Origin of the sequence: Flavicella sediminum (genome assembly GCF_006381105.1) — a bacterium.
Taxonomy (GTDB): domain Bacteria; phylum Bacteroidota; class Bacteroidia; order Flavobacteriales; family Flavobacteriaceae; genus Flavicella; species Flavicella sediminum.
Genome location: NZ_VDET01000002.1, coordinates 1,658,955 through 1,676,321 on the forward strand (window position 1 = coordinate 1,658,955; position 17,367 = coordinate 1,676,321).

The window sequence follows — 17,367 nt, forward strand, 5'->3', positions numbered from 1 at the left end:
GTAATCTAAATAGAAGTAAGCTAGTTGATTTTTGTTTGAAATGGGGAAACAGGCAAATTGTTCGTCGAAATTACATTGGCCTCGGTATATGCTTTCCAAGCATAACGTATGTAAATTGGTTTTTTCTTAGGAATTGGATTTTTAAAGAAGATGGATTTTCCTTGAATTTCTGTCTGTAGTTTTGCAAAATTTAAATTGTCGTAACTAAATTCAAAACCAATAATTTCTTTTTCTCCTTTTGTTTTTAATTGGTTAAATGATCCTTTAAAATGTATTTGGAATCCATTTTTAGTAGCGCTTGTTTTATCAAAAAGTGGACTTTCATAATCGTCAATTAATTGATATGTATCGCCTAAAGCCAATATGGCTAATCTATCTCCAACAGGTTTTTTATTTTTTGCATGGGTATCATTTTTATCTCCAACATCGGTTATAACGACCATTTTAGAATTTGGAACAAGGTCGCGTAATTCACGTTGTGCATTTCTAAAAGCTGGCCAGGTAGATCGATTTTCACGGCTTGTTAATTGAACCGAGTAAAAAGGGAAATCTTGGTTGAAATCGGTTCTCCATAAGGCAACCATTTTTTGTAACATATTTTTGTACAATTCCGGATGTGCTGCATTCGATTCTCCTTGGTACCAAATAACACCTTTTATCACCATGTTTTTTATAGGAAGAATTCCGTTTACATAATTGTATGTCGGCATCCATGGGTGCTTTTGTTTTGTTGTGTGTGAAAGTGAAATTTGATTTTTAGCCGTCGAAATCATTCCGTCCTCATTATTCTTATTTAGCCAACGTTGTTTGGTGAAATATTGGATAGCTGGATCCTGTGTTATTGTTTTTTTAGAAATCCAAGATTCTATTGGAGATCCAGGAACGGCATTGTGAATAATACCTATAGGGATATTCAATTCTTTTTGTAGTTTCTCTGCAAAATAATAAGCCACAGCTGAAAAATAGCGTACATTTTCTGGGCTTGCTTTTACCCAACCCTTAGTATTGAAATAATGGTCGTTTTGAATTTTAGTCAATTCTGCTAGAGTGTGAACCCCATTTTCACCTGTTGGGTAGGTGGGTTTCATATTAAAGATTCTAATATTTTTGTTGTTGGCTTTTTTCGCAATTGCTTCACCGTCTATTGTTCGTTTTAAGTCTAAATGCATATTAGATTGTCCCGAAGCAAGCCAAACTTCTCCAGCTAAAATATCTCGTATTGTAATACGGTCTTTTTTAGTGTGGATTTTGATACTGAAAGGAAGTCCGATTTTTTGTTTAGGAAGTGTTGTTTTCCATGTTCCATCTGGATTAACCTGTATGGTTTTGTGATGGGATTTTATCTTGAAAAAAACGGTGTCATTTGGTGTTCCTGTACCCCAAAGACTTATTGCTTGGTTTCTTTGTACAACCATGCCGTCCGATAAAACAGGCGCAACAGTTAATGTTTGTTGAGATTGTAGTGTAGGGATACAAAACAAACAGAGTAAGAAAAGTATGAATTGGTTTCGCATTGTATTTGTTGTTCTAGTAGAGGCTAGCTAATTGTTTTGTTTTTTTAAAATGAAGGCTTTTCTTTGCTCACTTGGATGCCGTGGTAAAGAGCAAACGAATCATTTTGTGGCATCCAACTTTCATCAGCCCCTCCGTGAAATGTTGAAAAGTAAAAAGAGTCTATAGCTCCTTTTTCCCAAAGTCTGTATCGTATATTTTTTTTATCAATTACTTGAACTCCGTCAATCCAAACTTGCATCAATCCATTTGCTAAATTATCTTTGTTTAATTTAATTCTTTGGGTCATTCGGTACCATTTTCCTGTTTTAAAGTACACTTTGCTATCCACAGATTCGCCGTATTTAGAATTCATATCGATGTAATAAAAATAGACAACCGCTTCTACACCCGCATTTCTTGTCGCCCACATATATCGGGCACTCCAACCTTCTCCATTATCTGGGTGTACTCCTCCAGTATAGGTAGATCCGCCGCTGGTCAATCCAGGTAGCTTTCCACCCAGTTTAAAATCAAAACCGTCTTGAAAATAAACATAATAATCTAAATAATATTCATTGGCAGGAGGAAGGTTTTTTATGAATTGTATTCCGTTTGTTTGCGGACCTACGGTTAGTTTTGGGTAAGCTACTTTCAAAACATTTCCTTTGCTATTGGTTGGGTCTTTCACGATACTTGCTCTATCACCTAATAGTGCCCAGCCAATTGGACCTCCATTAGCAATTAATTTTTGCTTTGTGTATTTGCCTATTTCAGCGTTGTTAAAATTTAAATCGAAAACAATATTGGTAGTTTCTGGTTTTGTAATGCTTTCCTGTTCCAAATCATTTTGTGCTTGCACACAGCTGCTAAAAATGAATAAGTTGACAATAATAAAAAAGACTCGTTTTTTCATATTCCTATTGTGGGTTAATGTTTAAATGCTTGAAGATAAATTTTTTCGTATTGTTTATGGCTATTTTCGATTCAGGAATTGTATAATATCCTTGCCAAACATGCCACATTCCTTCATAAACATCTAAGCTTACCGTTTTGTTGTTTTCAATTAAATTTCTGTAAAGTCGGATCGAGTTACTTAAGAAAATTTCTTTGCTTCCCACCTGAATTAATGTAGGAGGAAAGTCTTTAGTGTAATCTCCATAAATTGGTGATACATAAGGGTTTTTCCATGCTGATTTTGGCGCATAGGCTTCCGCACAATTTTCTAAAAAATCATCAAAAACCAAATTAGGGTCATTGTCTTTTAAAGTGAAATAGGAGTCTCCAATTTCATGGATGTCAAACCAACCCGACCAAAGTACCAAGGCACCAGGCAAATTAATTTTTTGATCTCTCATTTTAAGGATAGAACTAACAGCAATGGCAGCGCCAGCAGAATCTCCATAAAAGGCAATATTTCCAGGTTCGTATTGTTTTAATAAGGCTTGGTAGAAGGAAATAACTTCATTTGATATTTGGTTGAATTTAGCCTGTGGAGCCAACGTATAATCTATAGATAGTATTTTTAAACCGCTTTTATTGGCTAAAGGAACGCTTGATAAAAGGGTTACATCCGCTGGATAAAAAGTAAAAGCGCCTCCATGAATATAGATTACTACCTTGTTTGATTTTTTATAGTTTTTAGGCCTAATAGAAATAGCTCTGATCCCTCCCTTAAATAGGGTATCAATAGTGGGTTGATATATTTCGAGTAGTTTTGGTAAAGGTTTTTCAGCATAAGATTGGAATTCTTTTTGCTTTTGTTCCCATACTTCTATAGGTGCGTTCGCTTTTGGTAAATGTGCGCTTTTGTTTCTTTCTTCCAAGCTCCATTTATTTAAAATATGCTGTGCTTCTTCAGAGATGGTAGTTGGAATGTGGAATTTATGTACAGGTATTTCACTTATAACTTCCTTTTTTTTGCAAGAAGTACAAGTAATAATGGCAATCAGTAATAAGAATATCGATTTGTTCAATTTCAGTTTATTTAAGAATCAATTTATGTGTTTGACTAGCTGTATAGTTTGATAGTTTTAGAATGTATGCTCCTGCCTGTAATTTAACAAAAACTTGCGTTTCCTTGGTAGGAGTAGCTTCAATATTCTTCAAATAAACTATTTGTCCTGTAAGTGTTTGTATTTCTAGTTTTGACATTGAGCTAAGTAGTTCACTTTTAATTCCTATAAGGCCGTTTTTTACAGGATTAGGAAATATTAATAAATTGTTTTTTGTTGTAATGTGTGTTTCTAAACTAAGTGGGTTTCCAATGGAGAGGGTTAGTTTTGGCGCGTTTTCACCTGTTGTTTCATCACTAATTGCATAATAGTGGGAGGCGGCTGTTGGTAATGAAGTTGGTGCTCCTGTGTTGATAGGTGCATCAATATTTAGTCTTAAAAAAATATAATCTCCTTCGCTTGCTCCTGCGTCATATTGTTCATTTATATAATTTAATAAGGCAGAACTTCCAGTAGTATTTGTTTCAACTTTTCGGTTGGGCGTATAGGTGTTGCCCAAAATTTCTGAATTCAATCTCGAAATAAAATCATCCTGAATCGCAGTATCTGTTCCATGTGACGTTGTATAAACATCATCATAGTGATTGCTTGCGTAAATGGTATTGTTTGGCTGATAAGGCAATCCGTATAGATCAATATTTGCATGGATCCATTCCTTTATGTAATGAAGGTTTACTTGTAAGTTTGCTTGAATTACTTTTTCGCCAGAAGGCCTTTTAGGTAGTTTAAATGGTAAAATAGCGCTAGAAGTATTGCTGTCGTGATTTACATCTCTTCCTCCAATAAATAAGCTTAATTCGGCAGGAGATCCAGTATTTATACCTGTTAAAAACGGGTTGTTACTTGTTACGGTAGCAGCATTTGCTATGTTGCCATCTCCAGAAGATGTAATTTCATAATTTCCTTTTGGAGCAACAGAACCATTGCCTTGAAATTCATAGCAACCTGCATCAACAATTCCGTTGTTGTAAATTCTATTGTTTCCATCTAAATCGGTAGCTAGTAAATCGGTGTTGATACCGGCATTTACGGCTGGACTAGGTGCTATGGAGTGAAAATCTCCATTTGTATAGTCGATAAAATAGGCATCATAGTTGGCAATAGAACTTTGATCGATATCAATATTATGTTCATCGCTTGTGTTTGCTCCATAAGTCCATGTGGTAAAACGACCTGCAATATTATTTCGTAGGGTGTTGTTTTTGTTTTGTCGTCCGCCCGATTTTCCTTGGTCTTGAATGCTGATCCAAGGAACGTCTGTTAGGTTGCTTAATATTGGAGTTTGAACCACTGTATTATTTTGAATTCGACAATTTTGTGCCCCGTATAGCGTTATTCCATGCGATTGTCCGCTAACAACTAAATTGTTTTCAACAAGCCAACCTTCGGCATTTCCATCAGTAATAATAATTCCTTGCATCAAAGCTCCAATTAAATCATTGTCAATAACAAATTGAGAAGGGTTTTCAAAAAGTATTATTTTATTGTTTCTAAAGCTAACATTAGAAATAATACTGCTACCTGGACTTTTAAAGGCTTGGAAGGCATCATCATGTTGGATGGCATAATCGTCAATAAAACAGTTTTTGATGAGGTTGTTTTCATAAGTGCTGTAAGAACCCAATCCACGGATTGCATCGGCAGCAAAGTTTACAATGCTATTATTTTGCATGTATGAATAATCTCCTCTTAGCTCTACAGCATGGTATAAGTTGAGAAAAGTGTTGTTAGTAAGCGTAATATTAGTTCCTCTAAATTGTACACCGCTTGCGGCATTGTTGTACCAATCTGTTTTGGTCCAGGTTGAAGAATCGTCGGCAGATTGAATAAGGCAATTGTTTAAAGTAATAAAATCAGAAGCATCATTTCCAAGTACGATAGGGTCATTTAATGAAAAACTGCCCAAACTTGCATCAAATTTCAGGTCTTCAAAAAATACTTTACTGCAATTATTGATTGTAATGTTTGTTAGTACAGCTTGATGTGCGTTTACGGCTTTTATGGTAAGTTTTGTAGCAAATTGAAAATTTTGAATAAAACCAGTTCCGTGTTGTCCATTTAATAAATAGATAACATCCTGATCTTGTAAACCGATGGAAGACCAATTAACGGATCCGAAAGAAGAAAGAGGGCTTGTAATAGATCCATTATTACTGTTGTTTCCATTTATTGGATCGCAGTAATAGGATGTTTGTGCTGTTGTAATAGCAAGAAAAAACAAACTAAAGAAAAAAGGAAAAAGATACTTGAAGTTCATTGTCGTTTGTTGGTTTAGGAATTGAATAAAGCATTAAAAAAACGAGTCGAAATAAATCGACTCATTTTTATAAAAGAATCATACATTTATTTTATAAATAGCTTTTGCGTTTTAGCAATGGTTTTGTCTTGTAATTTTGCAATATAAACTCCAGGAGCTAAATTTAAAACAACTTCTTGTTTGTTTCCGTCGACCGCTAATGTTTCAGAATGGATAAGTTGTCCTGTCAACGTATAAATTTGAAGGGTTGTAGTTTCTTTAAATCCTTCTGTAGAAATGGTCGCTTTTCCATTTGTAATCGGATTTGGGTATATGTTTAAAGTTGATTTCTCGTAGATAGTTACACCTAAGGAATTTTCTATTTCTAAGGTTAAAACAGGAGCTTGTTCGGTAGATTCATCGCTAATTCCATAATAATGGGCACCTGTATTTCCTGAGGTAGCATCTACACTTAAACGTAAAAACACATAATCTCCTGCTTCAGCTCCCGCGTCGTATTGTGCATTTAAATAAGCGGCTAAGGCGGTATCTCCTGTGTTGCTAGAGTTTACTTCTCTATCGGTTAATATTTCGGTACCTAAAGGTTCCGTATCTCCTGTGTCTCTAACAAAATAAGCATCTTGAATACCCGTAACTGTTCCGGTAGCATCAGGATACGTGCCGTCATAAAAATTACTTGGAGATATAGTGTTTGAAGCATTGTAAGGTAGTCCGTATAAGTCAATATCTGATGAAATCCAATGTCTTAAATAGGCCACGTTTATTTTTAAATTAGCACTAGCAACTAATTTACCTTCGGGTCTGGCAGGTAACTGAAAAGGTAAAATAGCATTGGTGGTATTTGGGGCTCCAGTTGGGTCGCTGGCACCTATTTTTAATACATTTGTTCCGTCAATTGTGTTACCTCCAATCCAAGGGTTTGTTCCTCCTTCAGCTAAATTAGCGGTGTTTACAATAATTCCATCACCTGTAGGGTTTACATTGTGACTTGTAGTGGGGGTTGGCTCAACCTCTTCCGCTTCTTCAATTTCCAAAGTTAAGGTAGGAGCATTGGTTGTTGAACCATCATCAACACCAAAATAATGTGCACCCGTGGTTGCAGGATTGTCTACATTTAACCTTAAAAATATAAAATCTCCGGCAACTGCACCAGCATCATATTGCGCATTTATATAGGCCGCTAGTGCTGTGTTCCCTGCGGTGCTTGTTTCTTCAAAACGAGGCGTATCTAAATTTCCTGGCGCTACATTTTTTGCGAAAAAATCATCTTCAATAGCCGTTACTCCTAAAGTGGCATCTGGGTATGCATCGTCGAAATGATTTGCTGGATCTATAGTACTCATGGCATTGTAACTTAGTCCATATAAGTCAACATTTGAGGTGATCCATTCTCTTCCATAATTGACATGGATTTTTAAACTTGCAGAAGTTACCGACTTACCTGAAGGTCGTTCAGGTAATTTAAAAGGAATAATAGCACTTGTTGTAAATCCAGCTCCGTTGGCCGCACTAGCTCCAATTTTTAAAGATTGTACACCTCCAACATTGTTTCCGGTTAGATAAGGGTTGAAAGTTGGCATATCAGTTATGTCAGATACAATTCCATCATTGTGATAAGCTTGTTCTGGAACAATTTCAGGTTTTATGGTATGTGATGTCTGTGCTTTTGTAGCAAATGGAATAGAAGCAAAAACAATTCCTAAAATTGAATTTAAAATTTTATGGTTCATAAATTTTAGTTTTAAAAATTAGTTTATTGAATGATTAATTTATGCGTAGCACTTTGGTTTTGGTCCTGTATTTTTACAATATATACTCCAGATTCTAAATTTAAAAGAACCTCTTGCGCATTTGCGGCAGCATTTATTGTCTTTGCAAACACCATTTGACCAGCCAATGAATAGATTTGAAGTGTGGAGTTTTCTGTAAAGCCTTCTGTAGAAACGGTGATTTTTCCATCTGATACTGGATTAGGGAAAATAGCTACAGTCGATTCTTTGTAAGATTTTGTATCCAAAACATTTTCAATTTCTAATGTCAATACAGCAGCTTCTGAAGTAGATTCATCACTGATACCATAGTAATGTGCTCCTGTATTACCAGAAGTAGCATCTACACTCAATCTTAAAAACACATAATCTCCTTCTTCTGCGCCAGCATCGTATTGCGCATTTAGGTACGAAGCTAAGGCAGCGTCTCCTGAAGTGTCAGAATTTACTTCTCTATCTGTAAGTATTTCGGTACCTGTTGGCTCAGTGCCTCCTGTATCTCTAACAAAATAGGCATCTTGAATTCCAGTTGCTGTTTCTGTAGCATCAGGGTAGGTGCCGTCATAAAAATTACTTGGAGATATAGCGTTTGAAGCATTGTAAGGTAGTCCGTATAAGTCAATATCTGAAGAAATCCAGTGTCTTAAATAGGCAACGTTTATTTTTAAATTGGCACTGGCAACCAATTTACCTTCCGGTCTATTTGGTAGTTGAAAAGGCAAAATAGCGTTTGTTGTATTTGGATTTCCGCCTGGATCACTAGCTCCTACTTTTAATACAGTAGTTCCGTCAATTGAATTTCCTCCAAGCCATGGATTTGAAGCTCCTTCGGCTAAATTAGCGGTGTTTACAATGATTCCATCACCAGTCGGGTTTACATTAAATGTAGTGGTTGGTGTAACTTCCGCTTCTTCAATGACAATTGTTAAGGTAGGTGCATTGGCGGTAGATCCATCGTCTACACCAAAATAATGGGCACCTGTAGTTGCTGGGTTGTCCACATTTAGTCTTAAAAAAACATAATCTCCAGCGACAGCACCTGCATCATATTGCGCATTTAAATAAGCCACCAAAGCGGCATCTCCACTAGTGTTTGTTTCTTCAAATCGTGCACTGTCTAAATTTCCTGCGGCAACATTTTTGGCGAAATAATTGTCCTCAATTTCTGTGGCACCAGCAGTAGCGTCAGGATACGCATTGTCGTAATGATTTGCTGCATAAATGGTGCTTGCTGAATTGTAAGTAAGTCCATATAAATCAACGTTTGATGTTATCCATTCTCTTCCGTAATTGACATGTACTTTTAAATTAGCACTGGTTACTAATTTTCCTGAAGGACGTACGGGTAATTTAAAAGGAATGATGGCGCTTGTCGTAAAACTTGCCCCATTGGATGCACTTGCTCCAATTTTTAAAGATTTTATTCCGCCAACGTCATTACCATTTAAGTAGGGGTTGTTTGTAGGGACATCTGTTATGTCAGAAACGATTCCATCGTTATAGTAACTTTGAGAAGGAACAATTTCAGGTTTTACATTGTAGGTGGTTTGAGCTTGTGCAACAAATGTTGCCATGCTCAGTGTTATTCCTAATAATGAAGTTAGTAGTTTTGCTTTCATGATTTTTTGGTTTTATTGTTAAGTATTTAGTTTACTGTATAATTAATTTTTCGGTTTTTGATTTTACACCGTTGGTAATTTTAACAATGTATATTCCTGGTTGCAGATTTATTTTTGTTGTAAATTTTTCTAGTGTATCATTTTTGATAATTTCATGATGCATTAATGTCCCTGCTAATGAATAGATATTCAAGTCGGTTTTTTGTTGTTCGAAACCATGCAATGCAAAAGATATTTCTCCATTTGTCACTGGATTTGGATAGATTTCTAAACTAGTTTCTTCATAACTAGTAGTCGTTAGAATATTTTCAATTTCTAGGCTTAAAGTCGGTGCCAATTCAGTTGATTCATCACTTATTCCGTAGTAATGCGCACCGGTACTGCCCGAGGTAGCGTCTACGCTCAAACGTAAAAAGATGTAGTCTCCAGATACGGCACCGGCATCGTATTGTGCATTTATATAAGCAACTAAAGCTGTATCTCCATTGTTGTCAGAATTAACAATTCTATCGGTCAAAATTTCGGTACCTAAGGGTTCAGAGTCTCCCGTATCTCTTACAAAATAGGCATCTTGAATTCCAGTTACTGTTCCGTTTGCATCAGGGTATGTGCCATCATAAAAATTATTTGGAGTAATAGTATTTGAAGTACTATAAGGCAGGCCGTATAAATCAATATCTGATGAAATCCAATGACGTAAATAGGCGACATTTATTTTTAAATTAGCAGCAGTTACTGATTTTCCTGAAGGTCGTATAGGGAGTTTAAAAGGAAGTATGGCATTGGTTGTAAAGGAAGCTCCTGTAGAAGCACTCTGACCAATTTTTAAGACCGTGGTTCCGTCAATTCCATTTCCGTTGAGCCAAGGATTGGTGCCTCCTTCAGCTAAGTTGGCAGCATCAGAAATAATTCCGTCTCCTGTAGGGGTTATTTCGTAAGTAGAAGTGGCCTCACCACCAGAATCAGGACTTACTGATAGTTGGAAGGTTTTTGAAGAAAAGCTCCTCCCGTTATTGGCAATAATGGTGATATTTTGATAATCACCAGCATCAGAGTCTGATGGAGAAAAAATTATTTTCCCTGTATTGTCGCCATTGTCTGTTAAAATTCCAAAACTGGGTAAATTTGAAGTGCTAAAAGAAATGGCATCATTCCCAGTTGTTGCTGCTGAAAAATCTACCTGTAAATTAGCTCCTTCTAACATCGATTTGCTTTCAAGAGCACTAATTACTGCAGGATCAGCATCAGTAACTCCAGTAAGTGTGACTTGACCACCATCAGGAACTGCCTTTATTATTGCGTATTTATTGCCACTGTTTGTGATGATTTCAGTTGCAACTGTAGTACCATTTTGGGTTGCTGAAATAGAAGCCCATGAATTGTCAATTCTTATTTTAACGGATAAAGGGAAGTAAAAAGCGCTGTCTAACATGTCATCTGTTAAAGTGAATTTTATCTCACTAGCAGAGTTGCTGTCAATTGTTAGGTTGTGTGTTGCAAAAGATTGAGAATATTGTGAGACTTCCGTAAAGCCTGCCACCCATAAATCTGTTTTGTTAGCTAAATATTGTAAAAATTCATCTGTAGTCGTTTCACCAGGTGTGTCGACATAATGAAAATGTGTGCTAGCCCAACCTCTGTAGTAGTTGCTGCCATAAAGCTTGCTGGTTTTGTCTAAAAGTGGTAAAATATATTTATCTCTATTTGTATCATTTCCATAGATATGAACATTAGAAATACTATTGATGTCTAAATAATCTATGGTGTTTGGTTGATTTAAAATCCCAGTAGTTCCTCTTACTCCAATAAATAATTTGCCAGCTTCTGTTCTGTTTCCTTCTCCAAAAGGATAGGCATATGTCAAGCAATTATTAGTGCCTGAAGTTACATTTGTGTTTACCGTATTTATTGTTGCTTGAAGTCTGGCTAAATAATCGGTATCTGATGGGTTTGTTTCACCGCTACCTGGTGTTTTGTACCAATTTCTATCATCATGTCCGTTTATTTGACTTCCTAAGTTTGCAAGGTCGTTGTAAAGTGTCCAGTTTTGCACATTGTATTGTGAGGCGGCTTCTGTAATTACAAACCAAGTAAAATGAAAATTATATTTAGCAATCATGGTTTTCCAAAAAGGAATGTTTGATTCATTGTTGTCGTCTATGGTAATCGTAAATGCAGCTAGTTTGTCGTCGCTCCACATACATACATCTCCTTCGCCAATATTTGTTGGCCAAACTTTATCGGTAACTGTAAATCGAGCGCTTGAAGCACTGTCTAAATTCAAGGTGTTTTGACCTGTTATTTGAATAAAGGGTATTGCTAGGAGTAATAAGAAAGTTTTTGTTTTGATCATGAGAATAATTTCTTGGTTTTGGTTGTCTTTGAAATAATGTCAAAGGAGACTTTCAAAGGAATAAAATGGTGTACTCAAATATACATAATTGACTTAGTAAACCTAATGTTTACAGTGGGTTAGGGGGCATAAAAGACAAAACTAACAAATGAATAAGCAGATAGTATAAACGCTAAAATGGCTTTTGGTAATTCTTTTGTTTTTTGTGAAGGTTTTTGTTTGGAGGAGTGTATTTACCAGACAAATAAAATTTGCTTTTTTGTTTCAGACTCAGTTGTGGATTCTAATATGTATTTGCCTGTCGCTAGTTTTAAGTTTTTAGTTCGAAGCGTGTTTTTATGTAAATCTGAAGGTTTCAAACGATGTTCATAAACTTGTTGGCCGGACAAATTAAAAAGCTTTAGCTGAATTAGATCATCAGGATGAAAACCAAGAAAGTAGAAGTTAAGGTCGCCGTTAGATAATAGGTTTGGAGCACTTGCAATGGTGTTTTTTATTTTTTCAATTTTTTGAGCTGTTTCTTGGTTGAATTCTGGATAGCCAATAGTGATTTCTAAGGAAGGACGGTTTTCTTTTGAATTGGCGCTTGCAAAATTCCATCTGTTAAAGTCGGTCACATTGTTGGCATTGGGATTCATTCTTAAAAAAAGGAAATTTTGTGAATCTGTTTTTGACGTGATTATTGTATTTAAATAATCTTTAAGTCCGTTTTTAGCTGTTGGACTGGTGTTTATTTCTCCTGTAAATGAGTCGGAATCAATAAAATTATTTTGAATAGGTCTCGCAGAAATATCTTGACCGAAGGTTCCTTGGTAATACATGTCTTCTGTTACCCAAAAGTCAGTTTTTGGAGGAAGTCCGTATAGGTCAATTCCACCTTGAGGTTGATTGTCGACTTGCGTTAAGTGTACTTTGAAATTGGCTGAAATAACTTTTTTCCCTTTAGGTATATTGGGAAGTTTAAAAGGAAAGACTCCTGAACCATCAATTCCTTCTCCCACACCTCCAATACGTATTTGAGTTTGCCCGTCCCAATCTCCTTTACCTTTGGCATGTAATTGTCTGTCTGATTGTTCAGCTATAATTGTTAATTGTTCATTTCCTTCGTCAATTTTTGTGAATTCAAAAGCGCCTATGTTGACAAAATTGCCTAAAGTTCTTTTGTTTAAAGTGGCATCAAGTTTTGGTGCCATGTCTGAAGTACCCGTGTTTAAGGCAATGGAATAGTTATTTAAGGAAAAATCAAACAATGCCCAGTTTTTAAAACAGTCATCAAAAGCATGAACTGAAACAGGCAATGTAAGGTTATGGTCTGCAATTCCTTTAATGTTGTCAAATAAAATATTGTTTGCTAAATTGTTTTTGATGATTAGGTTTGAAGATTCATTTTCTCCAATAAGTTGAATAGCGATCGATGAATTAATTTTTTCTTCTTTGTTAAAATACAATCCAAAATAAGGGTTGACGACAGTGTTGTTTACAATTTTAAGATTGTTTAGTTCTCCTTTTAAATATATTCCTTTTGTTCCGTTACTAATGACTAGGTTGTTTTCGAAAATACTGCTCGATATTTTTAAATCAGTACCATAGATTCCATGCAGTAAACCAATATGTTTTCTATTTGGTTTGGTGAAATTTAAAATAGTATTTCCTCGCATGATAGTACCGGTTATTTCATTGGAATGGCAGAAGATACCAATATTAGTTTCTTCGTTAATGGCAATACTTTCTTTAATTATGTTGTATTCAAGTAAGTTTGAGCTACCGGAAATTTCAACGCCATATTGGCTAAAAAAATCGATTCTATTATTTCTAATTTGATTTTTTTCTCCAGAAATATTGATTCCTTTTTTGTAAGCCGAAATAATATTGTTTTCAATTTTACATTGGGATCCTTTTAATTCAATGGCCGTTGTAGTGTTCTTGTTGGAAAGAAAATTATTTTCTAATAAACGAATTTTACTACTGTTCGGATTGATAAGAATAGTGTTGTTGTTTAAGGCGTTATCAAACGTGATGTTTTTAAGTGTCCATCTTGAAGCGCCTAAAATCTCGGTTCCAAATACTATTGAGTTGACAACTGCTCGGTGCGATTCTACGCCAATAATATTTATATATTTTTCATTTTCACCTACAATTTGTACATGACCATGATTTCCGGTTAATAAATACAAGTTGTCTCCTATGATGAATTTTTTGCCATTTTCAAAAACAGATTGTAAAGTTTTCCAAGGTTTTTCTTTACTACCATCGTTGGTTGTTTTTCCGTTTACTGGATCGCAATAAAAATTTGTAGCAAATAGGCTTTGTAGTGTCAATAGGCAAAAAGCGACTAAAAAACTCAATTTTGTATTTCTATTGACCATGGGTTTTGATTTGATGTTTTCTGACTAAAAATAATATTTAGGAGTCTCAAAAGTACATAAATACTAAAGTAAACCTAATGTGTATAAGTGTTTAGAGGGTAGAAAAGGCAAAATCCACAAGTGATTAAGCAGATCGTTTAAAGTAGTGAAGCCGAATTTTAAAATTTTCAGAAAAGTTTTTTCCAAGCATAAAAAAAGCCTTTTAATCAAAAGATTAAAAGGCTTTAGTACTCGAGATGGGACTTGAACCCATACGGACCTTACAGTCCACTGGATTTTAAGTCCAGCGTGTCTACCAATTCCACCACTCGAGCGTGATGTATTTGATTGCTCAAATGCGAGTGCAAAGATACACGATATTTGAAATAATAAAACCTTTTTCAAGTTTTTTTTGAAAAATAATTGCAATTAATTTTTTGATCTTCTTTTGCTGTAGCTCAAATGAATTGATTTGTTGGTAGTTAGGTGTTTGTTCTACTGTGAAATCTATTTGTGATTTTTGGTTGGTGAATCTCTAATAAAGAAATATCTTTGCAAAAAATTTACAGGATTTATATGAGTTCAACAATAGATGGGATAGAGGAAAAAGCGAAGGCTTCTACTTTGGTTGGTGATTTTAAGCAACTTACAAAAGTAGGGCTGTCAATGAGTGTGGTTTTCTCATCTGTAGCAGGATATTTGTTAGCCGTGTCGCCAGGAGAAATATCTATATTGACAATCTTTTTATTGGCTCTTGGTGGTTTTTTAATGGTAGGTGCTTCCAATGCTTTTAATCAAATTATAGAAGTAGATACGGATGCCTTGATGAAGAGAACGAAAAATCGTCCGTTACCAACAGGAAGAATGTCGGCAACCACAGCCATGATTGTTGCAGTAAGTTTTACCATTTTTGGTATTGGTATTTTGTATTCCATAAATCCAAAAAGTGCCTTGTTTGGTGCTATTTCTATATTTTTATATACCTGTGTTTATACGCCGCTAAAGCCCGTAACACCTTTGGCCGTTTTTGTAGGTGCATTTCCAGGAGCCATTCCTTTTATGTTAGGTTGGGTGGCTGCCACAAATCAGTTTGGACTAGAGGCTGGTTTTTTATTTTTGATTCAGTTTTTTTGGCAATTTCCACATTTTTGGGCCATTGGTTGGTTGCAAGATGAAGAATATAAAAAAGCAGGTTTCAATATGCTTCCTATGGGGCAAAAGGACAACAATGCAGTAAAGCAAATTATTTTGTACACGGTTATTATGATTTTGGCTTCAATAGCTCCTGTTTTAAAATTAACAGGCGCTTTTTACATTCATCCAATAACTGCGGTTGTTATTTTTTTATTGGGGGTTTATATGCTGTACTACGCAGTGAAATTATTAAAAGACCATAGCAATGTTATTGCTAGAAAATTAATGCTTGCCAGTGTGTTGTATATTACCGTAGTGCAAGTTATTTATGTGGTTGATAAATTTTTACATTAAAATTTCAGTTAAAAGAATCTACAATTAAACGATTAAATAATGATAAAAGAAACGCTAGAGTTAGAACTACAAGAAGGTAAAAAGAAAACTGCCAAGCCGATGATGTGGATTTCTATGGTAAGCATGACCATGATGTTTGCGGGGTTGACAAGTGCCTATGTGATTAGTAGTAATAGAGAAGACTGGATAAGCTTTGAGTTGCCTCAAGCATTTTTTCTAAGTTCACTATTTATTGTACTAAGTAGTATTACGCTTCATTTTTCTAAAGTAGCCATTAGAAAGAGCAACAGAAATTTGGCGACTTTGCTGTTATTGGCAACCTTGGTCTTTGGTTTGGGCTTTGTTTTTGAACAATTTCAAGGATTTGAAGCTTTAAAATCGATGGGATTGTATTTTACAGGACCTGAAAGTGCCGTGTCATCTTCAATGTTATTGGTCATTGTTTTTGCGCATGTGATACACGTTGCAGTTGGAGTAATTTGCTTATTTGTAATAATTTATAATCATTTTAAGTTAAGGTATACGGCTAACAATATGCTAGGTTTAGAGTTAGGTGCTATATTCTGGCATTTCGTAGATTTATTATGGATTGGCTTATTTTGCTTTTTCTATTTTAATACTTGATTTAAATTGTTATTTTTGCCAAATATTAGATAAATATTAATTAAAAGAATTTTATGGGAGCAAATATTGCTGATAAATCTGAAGGTAAAACATGGGATGGAGGTTCTGTGAAACCGATGGGAGCTAGTTATGGAAAAATGATGATGTGGTTTTTCATCGTTTCCGATGCATTAACATTCTCAGGTTTCCTTGCAGCCTATGGTTTAACTCGTTTTAAGTTTATTGACATTTGGCCAATTGCGGATGAAGTGTTTACACACTTTCCGTTTATGCATGGCGCACATGCACCAATGTATTATGTAGCTTTAATGACATTTATTTTGATCTTTTCTTCTGTAACCATGGTGTTGGCAGTTGATGCAGGTCATAATATGAACAAAAAGAAAGTTACTTTCTATATGTTCTTAACAATTATTGGTGGTATTATTTTCGTTGGTTCTCAGGCTTGGGAATGGAAAAACTTTATTCAAGGTTCTTACGGAGCAGTACAATTGAAAGATGGTAAAATTGTTCAGTTTGTAAAAGACGGACATCAAATAGCTTTGAGCGATTTTGTAGTGGCTCATGAAAAAGAAGCTGTTGATCATACAAGAAATAACGGACTTTGGTTTGAATCTGGTGAGGCAAATCCTAGTTTTTCTGTAGAAGAAGTTGTGGCTTCATTTAAAGCAAACCACGATGTAAACTTAAGATTAGAAAGAATTGATCCTGAAACAAAAGAAAAAATTATTGTTTCTAGAGCAGAAGCTTTCCGATTTTTAGAAGAATCAGCTAGAGTTGTTGAAGGTGCTAACTTAGAAGTAAATGAATACGGTAGTGCTCAGTTTGCAGATTTCTTTTTCTTTATTACAGGTTTTCACGGTTTCCACGTATTTTCAGGAATCGTATTAAATATCATTATCTTTTTTAATGTTATTATAGGAACTTACGAAAGAAGAGGACACTACGAAATGGTAGAAAAAGTTGGATTGTACTGGCACTTTGTCGATTTAGTATGGGTATTTGTATTTACATTCTTCTACTTAGTATAATTATAAAATAGAAAAAACATAATGGGACACGCAGAATCACATAAAGCATTAATTTGGAAAGTATTTGGATTACTTTCATTAATTACAATAGTTGAGGTTGTATTAGGTATAATTAAACCTGAATTTTTATTCAAAACACAATTTTTAGGAACGTCTATTTTAAATAGTTTGTTCATCATTTTAACGGTAATAAAAGCGTACTATATTGTGTATTATTTTATGCACCTAGGAGATGAGAAAAAGAATTTACAATACTCAATTGTATTGCCATTGGTAATCTTAATTCCTTACTTAGCAACTTTGTTAATTATTGAAGGAGGTTACGTGCACGATTCTGTAGCACAGTATATCAATTGGAGATACTAAAAAAATAGA

General features: G+C 35.0%; 12 protein-coding genes and 1 tRNA gene. 4 read left to right on the forward strand and 9 right to left on the reverse strand.

The features are described 5' to 3' along the window. Positions 1–20: 20 nt before the first annotated feature. The 9 genes from FGM02_RS06920 to FGM02_RS06960 all read right to left on the reverse strand — a co-directional run bounded on the left by FGM02_RS06920 (position 21) and on the right by FGM02_RS06960 (position 14,184). Positions 21–1,514 carry a sialate O-acetylesterase gene (locus FGM02_RS06920; protein ID WP_139957571.1) on the reverse strand — a complete coding sequence of 498 codons (1,494 nt, stop codon included), beginning with the start codon at positions 1,512–1,514 and terminating at the stop codon, positions 21–23. 44 nt (positions 1,515–1,558) lie between these two features. Further along, a complete protein-coding gene (locus FGM02_RS06925; protein WP_139957572.1) occupies positions 1,559–2,407 on the reverse strand; it encodes a polysaccharide lyase in 849 nt (282 codons plus the stop codon). A gap of 4 nt (positions 2,408–2,411) precedes the next feature. Further along, on the reverse strand, positions 2,412–3,467 hold the full coding sequence (locus FGM02_RS06930) for an alpha/beta hydrolase fold domain-containing protein (protein ID WP_166461143.1): 1,056 nt from the start codon (positions 3,465–3,467) through the stop codon (positions 2,412–2,414). A 7-nt stretch (positions 3,468–3,474) separates the two neighbouring features. Continuing rightward, positions 3,475–5,763, reverse strand: a complete 2,289-nt coding sequence (locus tag FGM02_RS06935; RefSeq protein ID WP_139957574.1) for a right-handed parallel beta-helix repeat-containing protein — start codon at positions 5,761–5,763, stop codon at positions 3,475–3,477. Between the two features lie 86 nt (positions 5,764–5,849). Then, on the reverse strand, positions 5,850–7,493 hold the full coding sequence (locus FGM02_RS06940) for a T9SS type A sorting domain-containing protein (protein ID WP_139957575.1): 1,644 nt from the start codon (positions 7,491–7,493) through the stop codon (positions 5,850–5,852). A gap of 23 nt (positions 7,494–7,516) precedes the next feature. Beyond that, positions 7,517–9,151 (reverse strand): T9SS type A sorting domain-containing protein, encoded by a 1,635-nt coding sequence (locus FGM02_RS06945; RefSeq protein WP_139957576.1) that lies wholly within the window; start codon positions 9,149–9,151, stop codon positions 7,517–7,519. A gap of 31 nt (positions 9,152–9,182) precedes the next feature. Further along, on the reverse strand, positions 9,183–11,504 hold the full coding sequence (locus FGM02_RS06950) for a T9SS type A sorting domain-containing protein (RefSeq protein ID WP_139957577.1): 2,322 nt from the start codon (positions 11,502–11,504) through the stop codon (positions 9,183–9,185). Between the two features lie 233 nt (positions 11,505–11,737). After that, complete coding sequence (locus tag FGM02_RS06955; protein ID WP_139957578.1) at positions 11,738–13,870, reverse strand: right-handed parallel beta-helix repeat-containing protein; 2,133 nt, start codon at positions 13,868–13,870, stop codon at positions 11,738–11,740. A 228-nt stretch (positions 13,871–14,098) separates the two neighbouring features. Further along, positions 14,099–14,184: transfer RNA gene (locus FGM02_RS06960), tRNA-Leu, on the reverse strand. Between the two features lie 241 nt (positions 14,185–14,425). Here FGM02_RS06960 and cyoE point away from each other — a divergent pair. The 4 genes from cyoE to FGM02_RS06980 are packed head-to-tail and all read left to right on the forward strand — an operon-like array spanning position 14,426 to position 17,358. Continuing rightward, complete coding sequence (gene cyoE, locus FGM02_RS06965) at positions 14,426–15,337, forward strand: heme o synthase (protein WP_139957579.1); 912 nt, start codon at positions 14,426–14,428, stop codon at positions 15,335–15,337. A gap of 39 nt (positions 15,338–15,376) precedes the next feature. Beyond that, the gene (locus FGM02_RS06970; protein WP_139957580.1) at positions 15,377–15,961 is read left to right on the forward strand and encodes a cytochrome c oxidase subunit 3; all 585 of its coding nucleotides are present in this window, start codon (positions 15,377–15,379) and stop codon (positions 15,959–15,961) included. A gap of 53 nt (positions 15,962–16,014) precedes the next feature. Next, positions 16,015–16,992 (forward strand): cytochrome c oxidase subunit 3, encoded by a 978-nt coding sequence (locus tag FGM02_RS06975; RefSeq protein WP_139957581.1) that lies wholly within the window; start codon positions 16,015–16,017, stop codon positions 16,990–16,992. A gap of 21 nt (positions 16,993–17,013) precedes the next feature. Continuing rightward, positions 17,014–17,358, forward strand: a complete 345-nt coding sequence (locus FGM02_RS06980; RefSeq protein WP_139957582.1) for a cytochrome C oxidase subunit IV family protein — start codon at positions 17,014–17,016, stop codon at positions 17,356–17,358. Positions 17,359–17,367 lie beyond the last annotated feature (9 nt).

Bases quoted from the DNA above. Each gene is read 5' to 3' on its own strand.
- FGM02_RS06935 (WP_139957574.1), bottom strand. From the start codon at position 5,763: ATGAACTTCAAGTATCTTTTTCCTTTTTTCTTTAGTTTGTTTTTTCTT.
- cyoE (WP_139957579.1), top strand. From the start codon at position 14,426: ATGAGTTCAACAATAGATGGGATAGAGGAAAAAGCGAAGGCTTCTACT.
- FGM02_RS06980 (WP_139957582.1), top strand. From the start codon at position 17,014: ATGGGACACGCAGAATCACATAAAGCATTAATTTGGAAAGTATTTGGA.
- FGM02_RS06955 (WP_139957578.1), bottom strand. From the start codon at position 13,870: ATGGTCAATAGAAATACAAAATTGAGTTTTTTAGTCGCTTTTTGCCTA.
- FGM02_RS06940 (WP_139957575.1), bottom strand. From the start codon at position 7,493: ATGAACCATAAAATTTTAAATTCAATTTTAGGAATTGTTTTTGCTTCT.
- FGM02_RS06950 (WP_139957577.1), bottom strand. From the start codon at position 11,504: ATGATCAAAACAAAAACTTTCTTATTACTCCTAGCAATACCCTTTATT.
- FGM02_RS06925 (WP_139957572.1), bottom strand. From the start codon at position 2,407: ATGAAAAAACGAGTCTTTTTTATTATTGTCAACTTATTCATTTTTAGC.
- FGM02_RS06975 (WP_139957581.1), top strand. From the start codon at position 16,015: ATGGGAGCAAATATTGCTGATAAATCTGAAGGTAAAACATGGGATGGA.
- FGM02_RS06970 (WP_139957580.1), top strand. From the start codon at position 15,377: ATGATAAAAGAAACGCTAGAGTTAGAACTACAAGAAGGTAAAAAGAAA.
- FGM02_RS06920 (WP_139957571.1), bottom strand. From the start codon at position 1,514: ATGCGAAACCAATTCATACTTTTCTTACTCTGTTTGTTTTGTATCCCT.
- FGM02_RS06945 (WP_139957576.1), bottom strand. From the start codon at position 9,151: ATGAAAGCAAAACTACTAACTTCATTATTAGGAATAACACTGAGCATG.